We start from the raw sequence: 21,074 nt of genomic DNA, 5'->3' as shown, positions 1-21,074 counted from the left end.
AACATTTTGTTTTGTCATGAAATTTTTGAGGTGAAGCGCGTGAAAAAAACAAATTCATGCTGCGATGCAAAAAAGTGCTTGATATTTATGCTGCAATGCAATATATATAAATTCAAGAGAGAGGCAGTGAAGAGCATCTCAACTTTAAACTGATCTTATAAAGGTAGCGGATAATGACAAATTTTTCAGAAGACTTCCAAAAATTGGGCAAAGAAAACATGGATGTTGCAATGGCTAACATCAACGTTGTTTCAACAACACTTCAAACAATAGCAACAGAAACTGCTGATTATTCAAAAAAATCCTTTGAAGAATCATCTGCTGCTGTTGAGAAAATCATGGCTGTTAAGTCACTTGATAAAGCAATCGAAGTTCAGTCAGATTTCGCAAAATCTGCTTACGAAGATTTTGTAGGTCAGGCGACAAAAATTGGCGAAATGTACACAGCTATGGCCAAAGAAGTTTACAAACCAATTGAAGCTGCCGTTACAAAAGCAACTAAGTAAGTTTCTTTTCGGACATTAATATCTGCTGTATTCCTCCCAAGACAGTCTGATTATTGATCCTTAGGTCATTGAAAGCCCTACCTATTTGGTAGGGCTTTTTTTGTTTATGCGATCAATTCAGCCACATTTGTCTTGTTATTTGTTTTTCACACCTCATTTCTAGGTAGTAGTGATAACATTGGTTGCGTACGTTTATATTCTGGCTTATTTTTTGCCTTGCCATCCGTTCTATTAGCGGCAAAGTGGTGCAATGAATGATTAGCTTGAGATGAACGAATAGCTTGAAAACAAGGATCGTGTTTCAACACATGAAGATCTATCTATCGACAAATGATAATGATGAGGGTGATGACGATAATGGCGATTTGGATGCCAGCGTCATCACACGGACCAAAACAAAGGTCAAAAAACCGAGTCTATATCGTGTTTTAATTTTGAATGACGATTACACGCCAATGGAATTCGTTGTGATTGTGCTTGAGCGCTACTTCCAAAAAAATGAGGAAGAGGCAACACAGATCATGCTTCATGTTCATAACACAGGTGTGGGGCAGTGTGGTGTCTTCACTTATGAGGTTGCTGAGACAAAAGTTACTCAGGTTATGGACTTTGCTCGAAAAAACCAGCACCCTCTACAATGCGTAATGGAAAAAAACTGAATATGAGGTCTATGTAGTGCCATCCTTCTCTCGGAGCCTAGAAAAAGCCCTTCATCAGGCACTGACTTATGCGAATGAGCGTAGTCAGGAATATGCAACGTTAGAGCATCTTTTGCTTGCCTTGATTGATGACAAGGATGCTTCTGCCGTTATGCAAGCATCGAACGTTAATCTTGAAAAACTTCGCCTTGATCTCATTGAATATGTGGATACGGAGTTATCTAATTTAGTTGCGGGTTTTGATGATGATTCAAAGCCAACAGCAGGTTTTCAACGAGTTATTCAGCGTGCGGTCATTCATGTTCAATCTTCTGGGCGTGATGAGGTGACGGGCGCGAATGTTTTGGTTGCTATATTTGCCGAACGTGAAAGCCATGCTGCTTATTTTCTCCAAGAGCAGAATATGACTCGCTATGATGCGGTGAACTATATCAGCCATGGGATAGCGAAGCGCTCTGGCATGAGCGAAGCAAAGCCCGTGAGTGGCGTGGAAGATGATGAGGCTGGCCTTGAGACAGAGGCTGAAGAAAATGGCAAAAAGACAGACGCGCTGGAAGCTTATTGCGTTAATTTGAATGACAAGGCTTTAGATGGAAAAGTTGACCCGCTGATCGGTCGAGAGAATGAAATCATTCGCACGATCCAAGTGCTTTGCCGTCGCCAGAAAAACAATCCACTTTTCGTCGGAGATCCCGGTGTTGGTAAAACCGCTATTGCTGAAGGTTTAGCCAAGCGTATTATCGATGCTGAAGTGCCCGATGTTTTAAAAGACGCGACGATCTTTTCTCTCGATATGGGTACTTTGCTTGCTGGTACGCGTTATCGCGGTGACTTTGAAGAGCGCTTGAAGCAAGTTGTCAAAGAAATCGAAGAATACCCGGGCGCTGTGATGTTCATTGATGAAATTCATACGGTTATTGGTGCAGGAGCCACCTCTGGCGGTGCGATGGATGCATCTAATTTGTTAAAACCTGCGCTGGCATCAGGTGCAATCCGTTGTATGGGGTCGACGACTTATAAAGAATATCGTCAGTTTTTTGAAAAAGACCGTGCGCTTGTGCGCCGTTTCCAAAAAATTGATGTGGCCGAGCCAAGCATTCCTGATGCCATTGATATTTTGAAGGGCTTGCGTCCTTATTATGAAGAATTTCACGATGTGAAATATACCAATGATGCGATTAAATCAGCGGTCGAGCTTTCGGCGAAATATATCGGTGATCGCAAACTGCCGGATAAAGCAATTGACGTGATTGACGAGAGCGGTGCGAGCCAAAAACTGATTGTGAAATCTAAGCGTAAGAAGACAATCAGTGTGAAGGATATTGAAGCAACCATTGCGACAATGGCACGCATTCCACCCAAAACCGTCTCCAAAGATGATGCCGAAGTGCTTTCAAACTTGCAAAGCAACCTCAAGCGCGTGGTCTATGGTCAAGATGATGCCATCACCGCTTTGACCTCTGCCATTAAACTGGCGCGGGCAGGGCTACGAGAGCCAGAAAAACCGATTGGTAATTACCTTTTCTCTGGCCCGACTGGTGTTGGTAAAACCGAAGTTGCAAAACAGCTTGCCAGTGTTTTGGGTGTTGAGCTTATTCGCTTTGATATGTCGGAATATATGGAACGCCACACGATCTCACGTTTGATCGGTGCCCCTCCAGGCTATGTTGGTTTCGATCAAGGTGGCCTGCTGACAGATGGTGTGGATCAACACCCGCATTGTGTGTTGCTGCTTGATGAGATTGAAAAAGCACATCCTGACTTGTTCAACATTTTGTTGCAGGTGATGGACCACGGTAAGCTGACCGACCACAACGGCAAAGCTGTTGATTTCCGCAATGTGATCTTGATTATGACCACCAATGCAGGTGCTGCTGAGATGCATAAAGAAGCTATCGGTTTTGGTAGCACGAAGCGTACAGGCGATGATGAAGAGGCGATCAATAAGCTCTTTACGCCTGAATTCCGTAATCGTCTTGATGCCATCATTCCATTCGGCTCATTGCCGAAAGAGGTGGTCTATGAGGTTGTGCGTAAATTTGTGATCCAGCTTGAGGCGCAGCTCTCCGAGCGCGGTGTAACCTTTGAATTGACCGATGAGGCCATCGAGTGGCTTGCGGATAAGGGCTATGACGAACGCATGGGTGCCCGTCCTTTGTCTCGTGTTATCCAAGAGCACATTAAGAAACCACTCGCAGACGAAGTATTATTCGGCAAATTGAAGAGCGGCGGTATTGTGAAGGTTTCTGTTGAACATACGGAAGAGGGCGGCTCTGGCTTGATGTTGGAATCGCTTGAAGATGTTGCCGTGAAACCTAAAAAAGAACCGGTTACACCAAGAAAACGCAAAGCGGCTGCTAAAAAACCTGTCGCGAGAGCAAAAAAACGGACCACGTCGAAAAGTAAAAAAAGTGATGGTGGCAGTGCTGTGCCAAGGGTTCCGCTCAAAACCGATTAAATACTCAAATCATTGATACCGCCTATCCTTATAGGCGGTATTTTTATATGGAATACCCTATGGCTGAAACACCGCAAACAGATGGTCCAGATGGCCAAGCTGCCTCTTTGACTTCTTTTCAATGGTTTATGAAAGGCACGAGTGTTTTAGTATCCATTCCCGCCTTTATTTTGATGATGTCTTTTGTTGGTTTTGGCGGCTTGGCTGCCGAGGCAGGTTTGACCGCGGGGCAGGCGATGTTGCTTGCTTTTACAACATGGGCTTTGCCCAGCGCGGTTGTTATCGCAGGCGCGGTTATCAATGAAGTGCCCTTTTATGCAACTGTTTTTGCTATTGTTTTAGCGTCTGTCCGTCTCATGCCGATGACGATGTCACTGATGCCATTCTTACGCACAGAAAATACGAAGACATGGCACCTTGTTTTGGCGTCAAACTTTGTGGCTGTTACGGCGTGGGTCTATGCCATGGGCAAATTACCGAGCATGCCCCGCGAGGGACGGTTGCCGTTTTTTCTGGGGCTTGGAAGTAGTCTTGCTTTTGTGAACATGCTGATTACAGGCATATCGCATTCGCTCAGCAGTACTTTGCCGGCAGTTGTTGCTGCTGCACTTTTATTCCTGACGCCGATTTATTTTCTTGTCTCCATGTCACAAGCAGCCCGCCTTAAAGCTGAATATTTAGCGATTATACTTGGTTTGGTTCTCGGTCCTTTATTCCATATGGTTGTGCCGGATACGGACCTTCTATGGTGCGGTCTGATTGGGGGAACCATTGCTTATTTTTCTGGTAGATACATTGATAAACCAAAGGCTAGCGAAGAATGAGCTGGCTCAATGCGCCCTTTAATGAATGGTCACCGTTTCTTTTCATTTTGTTGGCAGGTGCGATACCAACTCAGATATGGCGATGGGCTGGCGCACTTTTATCGCGTTCGATACGTGAAGACAGCGAAGTCTTAAAATGGGTGAAGGCTGTCGCAACAGCTCTTGTTGCTGGGCTGATTTCAAAGCTTGTGGTGTTCCCATCAGGCGCACTGGCTGACATACCAGTTTGGGCACGTGTTGGAGCTATGGTTGTGGGTTATGGCGTGTTTTTTCTAACTGGTCCACGGATTATCTTTGGTATCATTGCAGCAGAATTGCTGCTGGTCATTGCGGGCGTAATCTATATTTAGAGCAGATTATTCAATCGCGTCCCCTATTTGTTTTGCAAGGGCTGCCAGTTCCTCATGGTTAGGTTCTGAGCCATCATGTGCGCGCAAAGTGTCCCCAAGATAACGTGGCATAATGTGAAAATGGGTGTGAAATACCTCTTGTCCCCCAGCGGCTTCGTTGTTCTGACGGATAGTGACACCGTCCGCATTGAGAGACTTGATGACCGCTTTGGCAACCTTTTGGACTGTCATCATTGTGGCGTTTAATGCGGTTTCATCAATATCCAATAGATTGCGGGAAGGGGCTTTAGGTAAGACCAGACAGTGGCCTCGACTTGCGGGTAATATATCCATGAAAACCAGTGTCTCTGCATCTTCATAGACTTTGTGACACGGGATATCGCCTGCCATGATTTTGGCAAATATATTGTCGGCTTGATAGCTTTCAGTGGCCACGGTTTCAGCTCCTTATGTGATAGGAATCAGTTTTTACTGCCATCATTCTTAAATGGTGCGCGCTCAGAAAGCATTTCTTTTTCATAAGCGACTTGCTTGCGTTCGCGTTCAAGAAAATTTTCAATCGCATCGCGAAAACTGGGATTGGCTATCCAGTGGGCTGAATAGGTTGTGACGGGCTTATAGCCGCGTACTAATTTATGTCCGCCTTGCGCACCAGCTTCTACACGGCTGAGGCCATGGGCGAGCGCATAATCAATTGCCTGATAGTAGCAAACCTCGAAATGGAGAAAGGGATGATCTTCAATACAGCCCCAATAACGGCCGTAAAGCGTGTCACCGCCGATCATGTTCAAAGCGCCGGCAATGATGTTGTCATCGCGCTTTGCAAAGATGAACAGCACTTTATCGGCCATGCGCTCAATCAACAGCGAGAAAAAGGAGCGCGTGAGGTAAGGCGTGCCCCATTTTCGTGAGCCAGTATCCATGTAGAAGGTGTAAAATCGTTCCAGATGCGCCTCGGTGATGTCATCGCCTGAGACCCATTCAATGGTGATGCCATTGCTCAGTGCTTCGCGTCGCTCGCGTTTGAGCTGCTTACGTTTGCGCGAAGTGAGGGCGTCAAGAAAACCATTGAAATCACCGTATCCCTCATCTTCGAAATGAAACTGTTGGTCGGTACGTTGGAGATAACCAAGCGCGCCCAGTTCATTCCATTCTTGTTTCTTTAAAAATGTCGCGTGTATGGACGAGGCTTGCATTGATTGAGCGCGTTGTGCGGCAGCACTTGCCAGTATAGCTCGGGTCTCCGCTCCATCTTTTTCATCACGCACCAAAAAGCGCGGGCCGGTGACTGGCGTAAAAGGTACAGAGATTTGAAGTTTAGGATAATAGCGCCCGCCTGCTCGTTCAAAGGCGTCGGCCCAGCCATGGTCAAACACATATTCGCCTTGGCTGTCGGATTTCAAATAGCAGGGTAGAATGCCGCGCACGCCATCATTCTTGTCTTTTAAAACCATGTGCTGGCCATACCATCCCGCCTCATAGACGGCTGAACCTGATTGCTCCATTACATCCAGAAAATCATAGCTGACAAAGGGATTATAGGCTTGGTCTGACGGATTGGCACAGCTGTCCCAAGCGTCTTTGTCTATGTCAGACAAAGACGTGATAAGGGAGACAACATGTTCTTCTTCGGGCATATGGGTTTTATCTAAAGCCTATGATTTTAATTGGAAAATGGCTTCGACCTCTACGACGACATTAAAGGGCAGTGCAGCCATGCCAACCGCAGAACGGGCATGGCGTCCTCGATCACCTAGCGCTTCAACAAAAAGATTGGATGCGCCGTTCACAACAACTGGGTGTGCTTCGAAATCTGCGGTTGATGCGACAAAGCCAGTGATCTTGGACAAGCCTTCTACTTTATCAAAATCACCGATTGCTGCTTTGACCTGTGCAAGGATGTTGACGGCTGAACGCTCTGCCGCATGAGCGGCGGCTTCGGTTTCGATATTGTTACCACATGTTCCTTTGATCAGATTGCCATCCGGCGCTGTTGGGAGTTGGCCTGAAATATAAAGCACGTTGCCTGCAATCTTGAAGGGTACATAATTAGCAGCTGGCGCCATCGCTTCTGGTAGTGTGATACCCAATGCTTTAAGGCGTTGTTCTACTTCTGCATGGTATGTACTTGTCATAATTTTTTCCTATTTATTTTGTGTGCGATCAAAATTTGACGTGATCTTTTTCTTACGATCATTCTTCTGCCATAGTTTTTACTGACGCAAGGCGTTAATAAGTGTAATTCTACACAATAAGAACTCTTCTCAAACAAAGGCGTGTGAATTTATGTTGTTCTCGAAAGCTCTCCCTCTTTCTATCGTTCTTTTATCTGCTACGACGCTTTCTGCTTTTTCTGCGAGTATGGCGCCACATCGTGCGGTTTATGACATCAAGTTTCAATCAGCGCAGGCAGATTCTAAAATCATTGGTGGCAGCGGTAAATGGGTTTTGGAATTGAATGGTGCTGCTTGTACTGGATATAATGTTTCCTATCGTTTTGTTACACAACTTGAAGATAATGACGGTATAAATTTTTTACTCGATACGCGTGGGAAGAATTTCGAAAGCGGAGAGGGCAATGCTTTCGATTTTTCTAACTCAACCTATCAAGACAATAGAATTATTGAAGATGTTAAAGGTGTCGCTTCGCGCAAAGACGGTTCAATTGGAGTGAGATTATCGCGACCTGAGGCTGTGGATACAGTGTTGTCTGAAGATGTGCAGTTTCCAGTGCAACATTTCATTAAATTGATTGAGAAGGCAAAAGCTGGCGAAAAACTTGTCTCAAGTACTGTTTATGAAGGTGTGGAGGGCGGCATGGCTGCTTTTGATGTAACAGCGGCTATTGCCAAAGAAGGCGAAGTGGAAAAAGGAAAATCTCTTCCTTATCAGGCGTTAGAAGATAAAAAGCTGCGCCGTTGGCCAGTTTCACTTTCTTATTATAGAATAACAGATGAGCAAGACACGACCCCTGAGTGGGCTAATTCATTTGTACTTTATGAAAATGGCGTGACTCGGCAGTTCGTTTTTGATTATGGCCAGTTCGCACTTACTGGCACAATGAGAGAGCTTGAATTCCTGCCGGAAGAAGATTGCTCTTAACGGACTCCTATCAGCCGTCGCGTTGTGGCTTTGTGGCGTCATTCATCAATATGCCGAGATTGACGGCCTTTTGGCCGAATTTATCACGAACATCATCCATAGCGCGCTCGGCCTGCGCTCTTTTCATTGACTGTAGATCAATCAGATCATCGGGATCAGCTGCTTCTGCGGGATAAAGATCGCTAACTCCAATGCCGAGAAGGCGGAATTTTGTTCCGTCAGTTTCGCGTTTTAAAAGATCGAGACCCGTTCTGAAAATGCGGTCTGCTAGCTGCGTGGGATCGTGAATTTTGCGATTCCTTGTTCTCGTCTTGAAGTCAGCGGTTTTTAATTTCAGTACAATGGTATGACCACTATATTCTTTGGTTTTAAGTTGCTTTGATACTTTATCGCTTAAGGCTCTGAGTTTTTTTGTTAAAAGAGTGAGGTCTGCAATATCGCTATCAAAGGTGGTCTCTGAGGAGATGCTTTTGGTCTTGCTGTCGGTTGAGACTATACGGGTGTCATGGGCGCGTGCGAGACATGCGAGCTTAATACCCATAGCACCATAATTGCGAGCAAGGTCGGCTTCATTCATGGTTTGTAATTGGCCAATGGTCGCGATACCGTCGCTCGCTAGTTTCGCTTTCATGGCCTTGCCCACCCCCCAAATCATGCCAACTGGTTTGTCTTTTAAAAAGCTGAGTGCTTCTTCACGTCCGATGACAGAAAAACCACGCGGTTTTTCAAGGTCGGAAGCAATTTTCGCGAGAAATTTATTGAAGGATAGTCCGATTGAGATGCTGATCCCTATGGTATCTTCAATATGACGACAGAATTGTACGAGTGTTTCGGCCGGTGAGTGACCATGCAGGCGTTGGGTGCCAGAGAGATCAAGAAAGGCTTCATCGATGGATATCGGTTCTACAAGCGGGGTAAGGGTCATCATTTGTTCGCGAATTTGGCGGCCCACGCGGACATACTTTTCCATATTTGGCCTGATAACCACAGCATTGGGGCATGCGTCCAAGGCTTTGAACATGGGTTGAGCTGAGTGTACGCCATGTATGCGGGCAATATAGCAAGCGGTGGACACCACGCCGCGTCGTCCACCACCAATAATGACGGGTTTGTCTATTAAGTCTGGATTATCGCGTTTTTCGACTGCGGCATAAAATGAATCGCAATCGATATGGGCAATGGTCAGCTCTTGCAATTCTTTATGAGCGAGCAGGCGGGGGCTGGCACATGACCGGCATCTTCGCCGTTTTAGGTTGATTGGTGGTGCTTGCCAGCTTTGACAGTCACGACAAATGCAGAGACCGTGGTTTACTGCATTCTTTGTCATTTGCCCTGCTTTTTAAGCCTTAATTTAGTTGCCCAAGATGTTATTAAGTGGTTTGGAGGCTGCGTTGAATATTTGCTGTAGGAAAGTGATTTCCGAACCGCCTGTTGGTGTTGTTCTGGTCAGGAAGTCAAACACTTTACCATCTTTGAGGCCAAAATCACCAATCTGTTCAACGGTTCCTTCCTCATCAAAATAAACAGCAATAACGCGCTGATTTACAATTTTTCCTTTGCTAAATGCAGCTCTCTTTTGTGCCGTTTGGCTGATATAATAAAACCCTTGACGATCGAATTTTTCGACGGTTGAGGGGGTGCCTAGGGCCAGCAATACCTGATCTTGACTCGCGCCAACCGGGACTTGTCGTAAGGCTTCCGGTGAAACCACATAGCCATGCTGTAACGTTTGAGAAACAGCACATCCTGACAAGCCGAGGACTATTCCAAGCGCTGCAGTTGAAATAAGAGTTTTCAATTGCTTGTTCTTGCTATTACGAGAGTTCATATTGACTTTGACCTTGAAAAAATAACGATATTTGACATCTATATACACCAATAAGGCAAATTTAGCACCAAAGTGTATTGTGCTATTGCACATCTGTTGAATAGTCGTAAAGAGTGCCTGTTTGATCAATATGTATCAGATATGTGTTTTGTCGATCAAGTAAGAGATTTTGATGGTTTTCGGTTTGGGGTTTTTAAAGCGTAGTACTAAGGGCCGTGATTTGCGGATTCGTAAGGTTTATGACCATTTGGTCTTACAGGCGCGATTGCCAGATTTTTATCAATCCTATCAGGTGGCTGATACTGTTTCAGGCCGATTTGATATGATTGTTCTTCACGCATTTTTGTTTTTTCAGCGGCTAAAAGGTGAAGGTAGCATTGCGAAAGAGTTTGGACAGGAAGTCTTTGATATATTTTTTGAGGATATGGATAGGTCCTTGCGTGAGCTTGGGGTGGGATATCAGGCTGTGCCAAAACGCATTAAAAAGATGGGTGAGGCATTTTATGGCCGCGTATCGGCCTATGATGCAGCCCTTGATTTAGCTGTGAGTAGCGGCGATATATCGTCGCTTAGCGATGCATTGCACAGGAATATATTTCCTGACGTGGATGAGGCCCCAGAAGCCGCTGCCAGCCTTGCAAACTATATGATAGAAAGCGTAAAACTTCTTGGTGAGTGTGACCTGCAAGCCCTATATGAAGCTGATTTTACATTACCAAATCCTGATCAATTTTTGCTCGATTCAACTTTGAAAAAGGGAAATCATGCCTGAAGATCCTTTGCTCGAAAATTCATCTGATAGCTCTGGCGAGGAAGTTTTGCTGCCGCGCCCGATTCATACTCCCGGTGTGCCTAAAAAAGGACAAAGGACAACCATATCTTTATCTGATGGTGAAAGGCAGGCGATATGTGCTTTTTATGATCTTCAAGAGATTAAATATTTTGAGGCGAGGACTTTTCTTGAAAAGAAGACAACAACAAAGTTCCGCCTGACCGGTATAATGAAAGCTGATGTTGTGCAGACCTGCGTTTTATCTCTCAAAGCGGTTAAAAAGGTTATTGAGGAAGAGATCGACTTAACCCTTGTTCCGACTGGTGAGTTTGAAAAATATATGGAGCGTACCGCTGATGGAGGCCTTTTAGAATTAGGTCTTGATACGACTGTGCCTGACACTTACGATCATGAGATAATTCAACTTGGCAGCTTTGTATTAGAGTATTTTGCGCTGGGTCTCGACCCTTATCCTCGGGCAGAAAATGCCGAGATTGATCAAAGCGCTGTTAAGAGTGATCGTGAAGCGTCAGCTTTTGCTAGTCTTGCGGCACTTAAGGATAAAATGAAGTGAAGTGAAGTTAGAGTGAATAATGGCGTGTTAATAATGTTAACACTTGTGTAATGTGGTAAAATTGGCTTTTTAACGGCTTAATCAAATAGAGCGTGCGGAATTCATTTCTAACAATGTTTCATACTAATAATAAAGAAAAGCAGTGAATATGTCGGTTCCCATAACAATATCTATCGATGCCATGGGGGGTGATGAAGGTCCATCTATGGTCATTCCTGGCTTGGATATTTTATTGCTGCGCCAGCCTGATGTCCGATTTCTGCTTTTTGGCGAAGTAGACAAAATTGAACCTGTTCTTGCGGATTATCCTCGTGTTAGCGATGCGAGCAGTGTTATTCACTGTGATGTAACTGTGGCTATGGATGAAAAACCAAGTCAGGCTTTGCGGTCTGGTCGTGGTAAATCCAGTATGTGGAAAGCCATTGAAGCCGTCAAAGGGGGCGATGCTTCGTTTTGTATTTCTGCGGGTAACACAGGCGCCTTAATGGCGATGTCGAAGTTTTGTCTACGCACGATGGCCAATATCGAGCGGCCTGCTATTGCGGCTATCTGGCCAACACTCAGGGGCGAAAGCATTGTCCTTGATATGGGGGCAACGATTGGGGCGGATGCGCAACAGCTTGTTGATTTTGCAATGATGGGCGGTGCGATGGCTCGTGCTCTTTTTGATCTTAAAAAACCGACAGTCGGGCTTTTGAATGTGGGCGTTGAAGAAGTTAAAGGGCTAGAAGAAATTAGAACTGCTGGTCGCATTTTACGCGAAGCAGATGAGAATCATTTTGAGTACTTCGGCTTTGTTGAAGGCAATGATCTGGGTCAAGGTACTGTTGATGTCGTCGTGACCGAAGGCTTCACGGGGAATATTGCGTTAAAGACAGCTGAGGGCACCGCAAAACAGATTTCTGGTTATTTGCGTGATGCCATGACGCGCACGTGGCGCGCACGTTTGGGCTATCTTCTAGCAAAAAGTGCATTTGACCGTTTACGCGAAAAAATGGATCCAGGCCGTGTGAACGGCGGTGTATTTCTGGGCTTAAACGGTATTGTTATTAAAAGCCACGGCGGCGCAGACCCTGCAGGATTTGCCAGCGCAACCGAACTTGGCTTTAATATTGTTAAAAATGGTTTGTTGGAAAAAATAAGTAGCGACATGACATCGGGTGATGCTTCGTCTAAAGAAGACCAATTATCCAGTTGAAAAAGGACTTCATTGGTGGCGATTATCCGTTCTGTAGCGATTGGTTGTGGTCGATATCTTCCAGAGAAAATTCTAACGAATGAAGAACTGGCAGAAAAAGTGGACACCTCTGACGAGTGGATTGTCCAGCGGACTGGAATCCGTCAAAGGCACATCGCAGCTGAAGGCGAGACCACGTCTGATCTTGGCACTAAAGCGGCGCTGAGCGCTCTTAAAAATGCTGGTGTTGATGCCTCAAGCATAGATATGATTATTCTGGCAACCTCGACGCCGGATTACACCTTTCCTGCGAGTGCTGTTCAAATTCAGCATAACCTTGGCATTACAACAGGGGCTGCCTTTGATATGCAGGCTGTTTGCTCCGGTTTTGTTTTCGCACTGACAACAGCGGACATGTATATACGCGCCGGACAGGCCAAGCGCATATTGGTTATTGGCGCGGAAACATTTTCTAGGATTCTTGATTGGAATGATCGCACGACCTGCGTTCTTTTTGGCGATGGAGCGGGTGCTGTGATTTTGGATGCACAAGAGGGTGATGGAACAGTCAAAGATCGAGGTATTTTAACCTCGCACCTTCGTTCGGACGGTTCTCACCGCGAAAAACTCTATGTTGATGGGGGTCCATCCAAAACTCAAAGCACCGGATTTTTGCGTATGGAAGGCAAAGATGTCTTCAAACATGCCGTTGGAATGATTACTGACGTGGTTTATGATGCTTTTGATGCAACAGGTTTAAGCGCCGATGACTTGGACTGGTTTGTTCCTCATCAAGCCAATGAGCGCATTATTGATGCAAGTGCCCGAAAATTAGGGATTCCAGCCGATAAAATCGTAAAAACCGTTTCTAAACATGGCAATACGTCTGCGGCCTCAATTCCTATGGCTCTCTATGAAGGCGTGCAAGATGGGCGTATTCAGCGTGGTGATACGGTGATGTTTGAGGCTATGGGGGGTGGTTTTACTTGGGGCTCCGTTTTGCTCAATTGGTAAAATGATAGATTTCTATAGCCTTATCTTGTTGACCTTGTTCAATAAAATTGCTTCAGTATTTGTGTGATTAGGCAGGCAGGCATAAAATGGGGTCACAACCATGGGTGGTAAAACTATAACACGGGCAGATCTTTGCGAGAGTGTTTATCGTAAAGTTGGACTTTCACGTAGCGAATCAGCAGAACTTGTGGAATCTTTTCTTCATGAAATATCAGAGAGTCTCGTCAAGGGTGATTCTGTGAAATTATCTTCTTTTGGGTCTTTTATGGTTCGTTCTAAAAATGAGCGCATCGGACGAAACCCTAAGACGGGCGAAGAGGTTCCTATTTCACCACGACGCGTATTGGTTTTTAAACCAAGCAATGTGATTAAAGATAAAATTAACAAGTAATAGCCGGCGCATTCTCTCAATGAACCGTCTTTTATAGGAGAGTTCATTTTGAAAAAAGCACCTGAGGCTTTTCGGACAATAAGTGAAGTTGCAGAAGAATTAAATCTTCCGCAGCACGTTCTGCGTTTTTGGGAAACGCGATTTTCTCAAATTAAGCCAATGAAACGCGGCGGTGGCAGGCGGTATTATCGCCCCGGTGACATAAGCCTTTTGCGGGGTATACAGCATCTCCTGTATGGAGAAGGGTATACGATCAAAGGCGTTCAACGCATTTTGAAAGAACAGGGTGTTCAGTTTATCACAGAGGGTGTTGAGGGAGCAGGCGCGGTGAAAATATCACCGACTGCGCCAGTAGAAGCAGCACCACAAACCGATCCCGCACCTGCTGCTACGGTTAGCGCAGTGAGTAATACTGTTGCTGACAAAGAGAGTGCGATTGAGCCGATTGCTGGAATGAGTGTATCGCCAGCAACAACTAAAGAGACGATCGAAACACCTCCTGTCGCCAATTTGGTAGAAGATACGGCCAATATAGACAGCGGCCAACTTGCAAATACTGATAACAACCCTGCTGCTGCACTGGCTGCCAGTGACAGTGCGCCTTTTGCTGTGACCCATAATGTCCCAACCCATTTAGTTGATGCGATTACAACACAGCAGTCAGTTCTGGAAGCCGCGCCACTGTCTGACCAAGAGGCTGAAACGCCTGAAGAATGGCCATATGATGTTTTGCCCGAACCACATGAGCAAGAGAGTAACGGAACATCGCGTGCGCGAAGTCTTTTGAAGCGGGTTAAGTTTGGCTCGACACAAGCTGATAAAGAAGAAGTCGGGGAGGGTAATATCTTATCTCACAGCCATACGAATAGACTTCAGGAAACATTGGTCGATCTTTTGGAATGCAAGCGGTTGCTCGATCAAATCCGTTAGTTCTTGTTTTATGTGATGATGGTCGGAGTGGCGGGACTTGAACCCACGACCTTTCGTCCCCCAGACGAACGCGCTACCAGGCTGCGCCACACTCCGAACTTATCAGTGGTTTTAACCTGCTACTATAAGTATTTGCAAGATAAGAAAAACGGCCCAAGCAGGCTTTAATGAGTCTTTTGGTGCTCCATTTTACGACTCTGTAAAATGGTATAGGCAGCAATCATACCCCAAGCTATCCCATAGATGAGGTAGAGGTGGCGCCAACGATCAATATCAACGACGAGGCCAACGATGGCGTGGCCGAAAATGACGACATAACAGCACTGGAAATATCCTTGCCATGGCGTGGTTTTGAATAGGTGCTTGAAACCCACGAGAAGAGTGGACAGCACCAGTGCTAAATAGGAAATGCCACCAAGCCAGCCATATACAAGGAAGGCTTTGATATAGACGTTGTGCGTGTCTTCGCCAAATGCCTCGCGAGATTTACCAAAGCCATAACCAAGCGGTCCTTCCATGATCCATTGCAGAGCAAAGCCATAGCGTGCGAAGCGACCAAAGCGGGCGCTGTCATAACTTTGCACAAGCCGTGCGCGTTCTTCGAAGAGTGAGGAGATGGCATCTACTGATAGAGCAATTAGAAAAAATACAACCATGAGCGCACCCATAAAGATGGATGCCAGTATAATTTTACTGCGTAGACGTTGATCAGGAGCGGTGATGAATAAGATCATGGTCATCATAACGCATGCAACTAATGTCAGCCCCCACGCGGCGCGTGAGAAGGCGAGAAAGATGGCTGACATGATAATCAAAAGACCTATAATGTTTCCTAAGCTTTTTCCTGTTGAGTTGACCAATATGTTTCTCAGGAGAAAAACAGCGGGCAAAACGAGGAAAGGGCCAAAGACATTTGGATCTTGGAAGGGGCCGCGCGCGCGACCACCAAATAGATAGCTTTCCGAGTTTGGCAATAGGTGGAAATAGGCCAAAATACCAATCAAAGAGCCGATAATAGCCGTGAAGCAATAGGCTTTGAAAATAATGCGTAATCTTTCTTGCGGATTGTTTGCAACCACGGCAGCAAAGAATATGGAAGTTGTTACAAGGAAGCCGGTGACGATAATGTAAAAGAACCCAGCAGCGATATCCGCCTTTTGTGTGACCGCAATCGCCCCACCGCAAATAAAGCACAGCATTAAGAAGGTGAGGGGCAGGAAGGCGCGGTGTAATGTCAGACCAAAGGCAAACCAGATAATCAGAAGCGGTACCAGTAATAGCTCATAGGGAGCTGGCTCGAAAAACACAAAACCACCTAGAAAAACAATCAAGCCCAGCGCTGAGTTGCCGAGGCTTCTGGTCGAAAGTATCCACTTTTTGGCGGGCTGTTCGACTGGATGATGTATGTCTTGGGCGATACTCACGTTATTTTCCGTCTACAAACTTGTGACTTAATAGGCATTTTTTGTGTTCAAAAGTTTGAACGGTGTCATCGCCAAAATGTAGAAATCAAAGGCGAGGGACCAGTTTTCTATGTAATAAAGGTCATAATCTGTCCGTTTTTTGATTTTTGTAACATCATCAACTTCGCCACGCCAGCCGTTGATTTGTGCCCAGCCAGTCACGCCGGGTTTGACACGGTGGCGCGCATAATATCCATCAACCACATCATTCCACTTCTCATTGTCTATATGAGCGGATACGGCGTGAGGGCGGGGGCCAACGAGGGATAACTCGCCCTTGAGGACATTCCAAAGTTGAGGCAGTTCATCAATTGATGTTTTACGAATGAAGGCGCCGACTTTTGTCACGCGTGGGTCGTCTTTCGTAACAACGACTTTTGCTTCTTGGTCGCATTTATCGGTGTACATGGAACGAAATTTCCAAACGTCGATGACTTCATTGTTAAAGCCATGTCGTTTTTGACGGAAGAAAACCGGTCCTTTGCTGTCGCGTTTAATGGCAATTGCCGTCACCAGCATGAGGGGTGATAAAATAACCAACAATATGGCTGACAATACAAAGTCGAATATCTGTTTTCTGATTGAACGCCAGCCGGTGATTGGACGCTCGGTTAAATTTACAAATGCCATTGAGCCAATGTAGGAATATTTGCGTGCCTTGAAGGCGAGCTTATTGCTGTGGGCTGAAAGATGAATATCAAGCGGTAAGACCCATAGTTTTTTCAGCATTTCACGCACTCGGCCACCAGCGGTGAGGGGGAGAGCAACAATGAGCATGTCGAGACGCGTATCGCGGGCAAATTCTACAAGTTCTGGGATGGTCCCAAGTTTTGGATAGCCTGCAATGAGTTCTGGTGATCGCGTGTTACCACGGTCATCAAAGATGCCGCAGATACGGATATCGTTGTTTGGTTGGCGTTCAAGGTTGAGGATAAGCTCTTCAGCTTCCTTGCCACCCCCAACAATAATTGCACGGCGCTCCAATATGCCATCTTTGGTCCAAAGATTGATTATGGATGATAAGAATACTCGTAAAATTGCAATGGTAGTCAAGCTGGTAAAAAACCACGGTGTCATCCAAGTTGGTTGAAATAAATCAATTTGAAAAAACAATCTTGGGATCAGAATGAAAAAACTGAAACTCATGAGCAAAGCGCATGTGAAACGCAGCAATTGCTGAGCTATATCGCGCATGATAAATAATTTATAAAGATGCAATGCCTGTGTCAGAATAATGAACATCCCGACAATAGAGAAAATCACGGCAAACGATCTGAAAGTGATGCTTTGTGTGTCGGCAGTAAATACAAACAAGCATAAAACGCCGATGATCAACATCAGGAATATTTCAGATAAGCAAATGACGTTGCTGATCAGTGATGGTGATATTGTTTTTTCTGCAAGTATTTTCGCTACTTCTTTGCGATCCATTGTCGCGGGGTCAACGAACATTTCGTGTGGACGTGTGGAACGGCCGCTTTCATCGCGAGGCGTCCATTTCCGTTCACCATCTCCTGTATTGACTGCTTGCGCGTCAATATCATTAGATTCCTCATGTATCCCCATAACTCAAAACTCACCACGTTACATTTATTCTCTCAATAAGATAACGTAATTTCATAAAGAAATAGTATGAGGGTATATGGGATTTGTATTATTTGTTTAGGGAAGCGCTAACCTTAATTGAGGCCATAAAAAAGCCCGCACATTGTCGTGCGGGCTTTTTATTTCGATGCGGGTACTCCAGGCTTTTATCCCGCAACTCGGAGCGGCTCACTCTTTAGGGTTTGTGCCGCAATTTCTATATATTTACGATTTAGAAAAGCCTTTCCTTAATCGTCAAGGTATCTCCGGGACGAATAGGAGTGTTCAAATCAACTTTGGCATGTTGGATCTCGCCATTAATTTGACGGGTAATTACGGCTACTTGTTTGTTGGCTCTAGCCGAGAAACCACCAGCGATTGCAATCGCTGTTTGAACGGTTAATCCATTCACATATTCATATTGACCAGCATTATTGATTTCACCGTGGATGAAAAATGGGCGGAAGGTTTGTACTTCTATGGCAACGTCTGGATCCCGCACGAACCCTTTCTTTAAACGTGCTGCAATGTCACTCGACAACTGCTTGGTCGTGCGACCGCGCGCCGCCACTGACCCGATAAGAGGGAGTGTCACAAAACCGGCTTGATCGACAGTATAATTGGTCGAAAGGTTGGCTTGTTCAAAAACAGTCACCCTTAATTCATCTCCGCTATCGAGTTGATATGGCTGAGTTAGAATTTTAAAAGATGCGTCTTGTGGAACTTTATGACTAGCGCAGCCCGTTAAGATAATGGCTAAGATCATAAGGACTGAAGCATAGATGATACGCATGGACTTGACCGTAAATATTACAACTACCCTGTTATGAACAATCATAGTTAATCGAAAGTAAAACTAATGTAGTTTCTGCGTAATTTTATATTAACAAAGTATAAATGTCGCGGTGCCCTAAATCAGGCCTAATATATAAAAATTAACCAAACAGTTACCATAATTGTGATGAATAGTAGTGATGCTATGAAATGGAATGGTGGCGATGAGTCTATATACTGAAAACCAAAACCAAGACACAGAAATTGATGTCGGATCGCTCATGCTTGTTTTGTGGCGCAAGAAAGGGTGGATTATTTTTTGGACGCTTGTTGGTCTAGTCTTAGCTATTGCCTTTCTTTTTGTTGTTGATCCCGTATTTAAAACTGATGCGCGCCTTTTGATTGAGAAGCGTGAGACGGTTTTCACACGCCCTAATGATGAGCAAAATATTGCAGCAAGCCAGGACTTCGATGTTTTGACAGTGGCAAGCCAGGTTGAAGTATTGCAGTCACGTAGTATTTTGGGTGAAGTGGCAAAGAAGCTGAAACTTGATGAGAATCCTGAATTTAATTCATTGCTAAACGGTGGCGAAAATCCGATTTCTAGTTTTCTGTCTTTATTAGGTCTTGGATCAGATAGTTTGAATGACACGCGCGAGAGGCGCGTTCTGTCGAAGCTCGCGGATAAGCTTTCTGTTTATCCCGTAGGGGATTCTCGTGTCGTCTCTGTTGAGGTCATAACACAAGATCCTGTTCTATCGGCTGATATAGCCAATGCTATTTCCACCGAATATATTCAAACACAGCGTCTCGATGGTGGTAACCGTGCAAAAGATGCGTCGCAGTTTTTGGAAAAAGAGATTGATGATCTGCGGGCGAAGGTTTCAGTCGCTGAGCAGGAAGTTGAAGAGTTTCGTTCTAGTGCCGATTTGATTGGTGCCGATGATGATTCTACTATTACAAAACAACAGTTGAGCGAGACGTTGACTCTAATGAGTGATGTGAGTGCGCAACGGGCAGAAGCAGAGGCGAAATCCGATCAAATCCGCCGCCTTATTCGTTCAGGTGCGGCATTGGATATATCTTCTGATGTTCAAGGCTCGCCGCTTATTCAGCGATTGCGTGAGCAACAAGTTACCTTGAGGGCGCGGATTGTTGACCTTCAAACATCATTGCTACCAAGTCACCCTCAGGTGCAAGCTGCTCGTTCGCAGCTAAGTGACCTTGAGAGAGAGATTGCTAGTCAGGCTTTGCTGATCGCACGTGCTTTGGAAGGAGACGCAGAGGTTGCGAAAGTCCGCCAACAGGAACTTGAGGAAGAAGTCGCTCGTTTGAAGGTCGCTACAGGCCGCGCCAATGAGCAAGAGATTAAGCTGCGTGCTTTAGAGCGTGATGCTCGCTCACAGCGTGAATTGCTCGAGACATATTTGAATAGATTTCGTGAGTCTACTGCTCGTCAAAACTCAGACCTTTTGCCGGTTAATGCTCGTGTAATTTCTAAAGCAAGTGTTCCAGTTAAAACGCATTTTCCAAAAACTGTTCCAACTCTTGCGGTTGCGGGATTTGCGGGTGGGTTCCTTGCAAGTTTGTTTGTTTTGATGGGCGAATTGTTGTCTGGTCGTGGTATTACTGCTGGCACCAATAGACCTTATCGCGATGAAGAGCGTATTGATCATGAAATACTAGCTGACGCTGATAAAAAAGACGCCAATAATAAATCATATGGTGATGATGATCATGCTAATAACGCGCCTTTAGCTGCGACCTTATCGGAGCGCGCTTCGCGCCACCAAGCTTCTCAAGGTGTTGCTGATGAACCTGCAGCAATGATTGCATCAGAGACTCAAATTGAAACGCAATCTGATCTTGATGTTCCAATTGCTCAAGAAACCCACAGTGCGCCTGAAATGAGTTCTTCTGAGAGGATAGCTAGCCGGTTAAAGCATAGCAATAAAGTTGATCTCGCTTCTGACACTCCTGAAGCAATGTCTTTGAGTGAAGACCAGAGTGAAACATCTGTTGAACCAACTCATTTGACAATGAAAACAGCACACAAGTCTAAAGAAACAGATCTATATAATTTTGAGGATGCAATTTCAGCTATTGATCGTTATCAGCTTGAACAAATTGTGGTTTTGCCAGTTTTCAATGAGTTTAGCTGTGCAGATATGGCTCTTGAGCTTGCCCGTTCAATAGGAAAGCAGGACAAGAGAGTCGTTTTTGTTGATACCACGAATGTAGATTTTGATGATGAACCACCCTTGGCAGGTATTACCGATGTTATGGCAGGGCAGGTGCCACTGAATGAGGTTGTTTTTTCCGATCCAGCGTCTTCTGTTGACTTGATCGCTAAGGGAACAATGGAGCTTGATTCTGACGACTTAAATTTACAGCATCTTGAAGATATTTTGGATGTTTTATTGCAAAATTACGATGTCACCGTTTTGCACATGGAAGAGGGAATATCTTCGGCTTATTTCGAAGATATGAAGAACCGTTCTGATATGTTGTTATTTGCCGTTGGCGTGCCGCTTTCGCGCCGTCATATTGCTGATTTGCTCAGTGAGCAAATAGGTGATGTACCTGCACATTCAATGTTCGTCTATTTTGACGATAAAGATATTGTTAGTGCTGCCTAAGGGGCAGACTTTTCTTTGAATATTTTTGC

20 protein-coding genes, 1 tRNA gene and 1 pseudogene are annotated in these 21,074 nt (G+C 45.2%); 13 read left to right on the top strand and 9 right to left on the bottom strand.

Going from position 1 to position 21,074, the window contains the following annotated elements; translation table 11 throughout:
• Positions 1 to 173 precede the first annotated feature (173 nt).
• The 5 genes from ABJ081_11475 (at position 174) to ABJ081_11455 (ending at position 4,797) form a co-directional block, all read left to right on the top strand.
• Positions 174 to 506: a phasin family protein gene (locus ABJ081_11475; protein MEP6357288.1), complete on the top strand. Its 333-nt coding sequence runs from the start codon at positions 174 to 176 to the stop codon at positions 504 to 506.
• Between the two features lie 308 nt (positions 507 to 814).
• Complete coding sequence (clpS, locus tag ABJ081_11470; protein ID MEP6357287.1) at positions 815 to 1,165, top strand: ATP-dependent Clp protease adapter ClpS; 351 nt, start codon at positions 815 to 817, stop codon at positions 1,163 to 1,165.
• 16 nt (positions 1,166 to 1,181) lie between these two features.
• A complete protein-coding gene (gene clpA / locus ABJ081_11465) occupies positions 1,182 to 3,623 on the top strand; it encodes an ATP-dependent Clp protease ATP-binding subunit ClpA (GenBank protein MEP6357286.1) in 2,442 nt (813 codons plus the stop codon).
• A gap of 59 nt (positions 3,624 to 3,682) precedes the next feature.
• Positions 3,683 to 4,447 (top strand): AzlC family ABC transporter permease, encoded by a 765-nt coding sequence (locus tag ABJ081_11460; GenBank protein ID MEP6357285.1) that lies wholly within the window; start codon positions 3,683 to 3,685, stop codon positions 4,445 to 4,447.
• Entirely contained in the window at positions 4,444 to 4,797 is a 354-nt protein-coding gene (locus ABJ081_11455; protein MEP6357284.1) for an AzlD domain-containing protein, read from the top strand. The genes ABJ081_11460 and ABJ081_11455 overlap by 4 nt, the downstream gene beginning before the upstream one ends.
• A 6-nt stretch (positions 4,798 to 4,803) precedes the next feature.
• Here the strand turns inward: ABJ081_11455 and ABJ081_11450 are convergent, their stop codons facing one another.
• The 3 genes from ABJ081_11450 to ABJ081_11440 are packed head-to-tail and all read right to left on the bottom strand — an operon-like array spanning position 4,804 to position 6,932.
• Positions 4,804 to 5,232 carry an HIT family protein gene (locus ABJ081_11450; GenBank protein ID MEP6357283.1) on the bottom strand — a complete coding sequence of 143 codons (429 nt, stop codon included), beginning with the start codon at positions 5,230 to 5,232 and terminating at the stop codon, positions 4,804 to 4,806.
• Positions 5,233 to 5,258: 26 nt separating this feature from the next.
• The gene (locus ABJ081_11445; protein MEP6357282.1) at positions 5,259 to 6,434 is read right to left on the bottom strand and encodes a GNAT family N-acetyltransferase; all 1,176 of its coding nucleotides are present in this window, start codon (positions 6,432 to 6,434) and stop codon (positions 5,259 to 5,261) included.
• A gap of 18 nt (positions 6,435 to 6,452) precedes the next feature.
• Positions 6,453 to 6,932, bottom strand: coding sequence for a RidA family protein (locus ABJ081_11440; GenBank protein MEP6357281.1), 480 nt, complete (start codon positions 6,930 to 6,932; stop codon positions 6,453 to 6,455).
• Positions 6,933 to 7,083: 151 nt separating this feature from the next.
• Between ABJ081_11440 and ABJ081_11435 the strand changes: the two genes are divergently transcribed.
• Positions 7,084 to 7,899: a DUF1849 family protein gene (locus tag ABJ081_11435; GenBank protein ID MEP6357280.1), complete on the top strand. Its 816-nt coding sequence runs from the start codon at positions 7,084 to 7,086 to the stop codon at positions 7,897 to 7,899.
• 10 nt (positions 7,900 to 7,909) lie between these two features.
• Here ABJ081_11435 and ABJ081_11430 read toward each other — a convergent pair whose 3' ends face one another.
• A complete protein-coding gene (locus ABJ081_11430; GenBank protein ID MEP6357279.1) occupies positions 7,910 to 9,226 on the bottom strand; it encodes a DNA polymerase IV in 1,317 nt (438 codons plus the stop codon).
• A gap of 24 nt (positions 9,227 to 9,250) precedes the next feature.
• On the bottom strand, positions 9,251 to 9,856 hold the full coding sequence (locus ABJ081_11425) for an outer membrane protein assembly factor BamE (GenBank protein ID MEP6357278.1): 606 nt from the start codon (positions 9,854 to 9,856) through the stop codon (positions 9,251 to 9,253).
• Positions 9,857 to 9,899: 43 nt separating this feature from the next.
• Here ABJ081_11425 and ABJ081_11420 point away from each other — a divergent pair, with 43 nt between their 5' ends.
• The 6 genes and pseudogenes from ABJ081_11420 (at position 9,900) to ABJ081_11395 (ending at position 13,955) form a co-directional block, all read left to right on the top strand.
• The gene (locus ABJ081_11420) at positions 9,900 to 10,499 is read left to right on the top strand and encodes a ubiquinol-cytochrome C chaperone family protein (GenBank protein MEP6357277.1); all 600 of its coding nucleotides are present in this window, start codon (positions 9,900 to 9,902) and stop codon (positions 10,497 to 10,499) included.
• Positions 10,492 to 11,073 carry a hypothetical protein gene (locus tag ABJ081_11415; protein ID MEP6357276.1) on the top strand — a complete coding sequence of 194 codons (582 nt, stop codon included), beginning with the start codon at positions 10,492 to 10,494 and terminating at the stop codon, positions 11,071 to 11,073. The genes ABJ081_11420 and ABJ081_11415 overlap by 8 nt, the downstream gene beginning before the upstream one ends.
• Before the next feature lie 148 nt (positions 11,074 to 11,221).
• On the top strand, positions 11,222 to 12,271 hold the full coding sequence (gene plsX, locus ABJ081_11410; protein ID MEP6357275.1) for a phosphate acyltransferase PlsX: 1,050 nt from the start codon (positions 11,222 to 11,224) through the stop codon (positions 12,269 to 12,271).
• A 15-nt stretch (positions 12,272 to 12,286) separates the two neighbouring features.
• Positions 12,287 to 13,264: a beta-ketoacyl-ACP synthase III gene (locus tag ABJ081_11405; GenBank protein MEP6357274.1), complete on the top strand. Its 978-nt coding sequence runs from the start codon at positions 12,287 to 12,289 to the stop codon at positions 13,262 to 13,264.
• A 100-nt stretch (positions 13,265 to 13,364) separates the two neighbouring features.
• Positions 13,365 to 13,655, top strand: coding sequence for an integration host factor subunit alpha (locus tag ABJ081_11400; protein MEP6357273.1), 291 nt, complete (start codon positions 13,365 to 13,367; stop codon positions 13,653 to 13,655).
• A gap of 48 nt (positions 13,656 to 13,703) precedes the next feature.
• Positions 13,704 to 13,955: pseudogene (locus ABJ081_11395) on the top strand (MerR family transcriptional regulator).
• A 649-nt stretch (positions 13,956 to 14,604) separates the two neighbouring features.
• Here ABJ081_11395 and ABJ081_11390 read toward each other — a convergent pair.
• The 4 genes from ABJ081_11390 to ABJ081_11375 all read right to left on the bottom strand — a co-directional run bounded on the left by ABJ081_11390 (position 14,605) and on the right by ABJ081_11375 (position 18,425).
• Positions 14,605 to 14,681, bottom strand: a tRNA-Pro gene (locus ABJ081_11390).
• A gap of 68 nt (positions 14,682 to 14,749) precedes the next feature.
• A complete protein-coding gene (locus tag ABJ081_11385; GenBank protein ID MEP6357272.1) occupies positions 14,750 to 16,009 on the bottom strand; it encodes an O-antigen ligase family protein in 1,260 nt (419 codons plus the stop codon).
• Positions 16,010 to 16,036: 27 nt separating this feature from the next.
• Complete coding sequence (locus ABJ081_11380; protein MEP6357271.1) at positions 16,037 to 17,614, bottom strand: undecaprenyl-phosphate glucose phosphotransferase; 1,578 nt, start codon at positions 17,612 to 17,614, stop codon at positions 16,037 to 16,039.
• 250 nt (positions 17,615 to 17,864) lie between these two features.
• A complete protein-coding gene (locus tag ABJ081_11375) occupies positions 17,865 to 18,425 on the bottom strand; it encodes a polysaccharide biosynthesis/export family protein (protein ID MEP6357270.1) in 561 nt (186 codons plus the stop codon).
• Between the two features lie 205 nt (positions 18,426 to 18,630).
• Between ABJ081_11375 and ABJ081_11370 the strand changes: the two genes are divergently transcribed.
• On the top strand, positions 18,631 to 21,045 hold the full coding sequence (locus tag ABJ081_11370) for an exopolysaccharide transport family protein (GenBank protein MEP6357269.1): 2,415 nt from the start codon (positions 18,631 to 18,633) through the stop codon (positions 21,043 to 21,045).
• Positions 21,046 to 21,074 lie beyond the last annotated feature (29 nt).

Source organism: Hyphomicrobiales bacterium (genome assembly GCA_039989895.1).
In the GTDB taxonomy this organism is placed as follows: Bacteria; Pseudomonadota; Alphaproteobacteria; order Rhizobiales; family JACESI01; genus JACESI01.
This window is presented reverse-complemented; position numbering and strand designations above follow the sequence as displayed.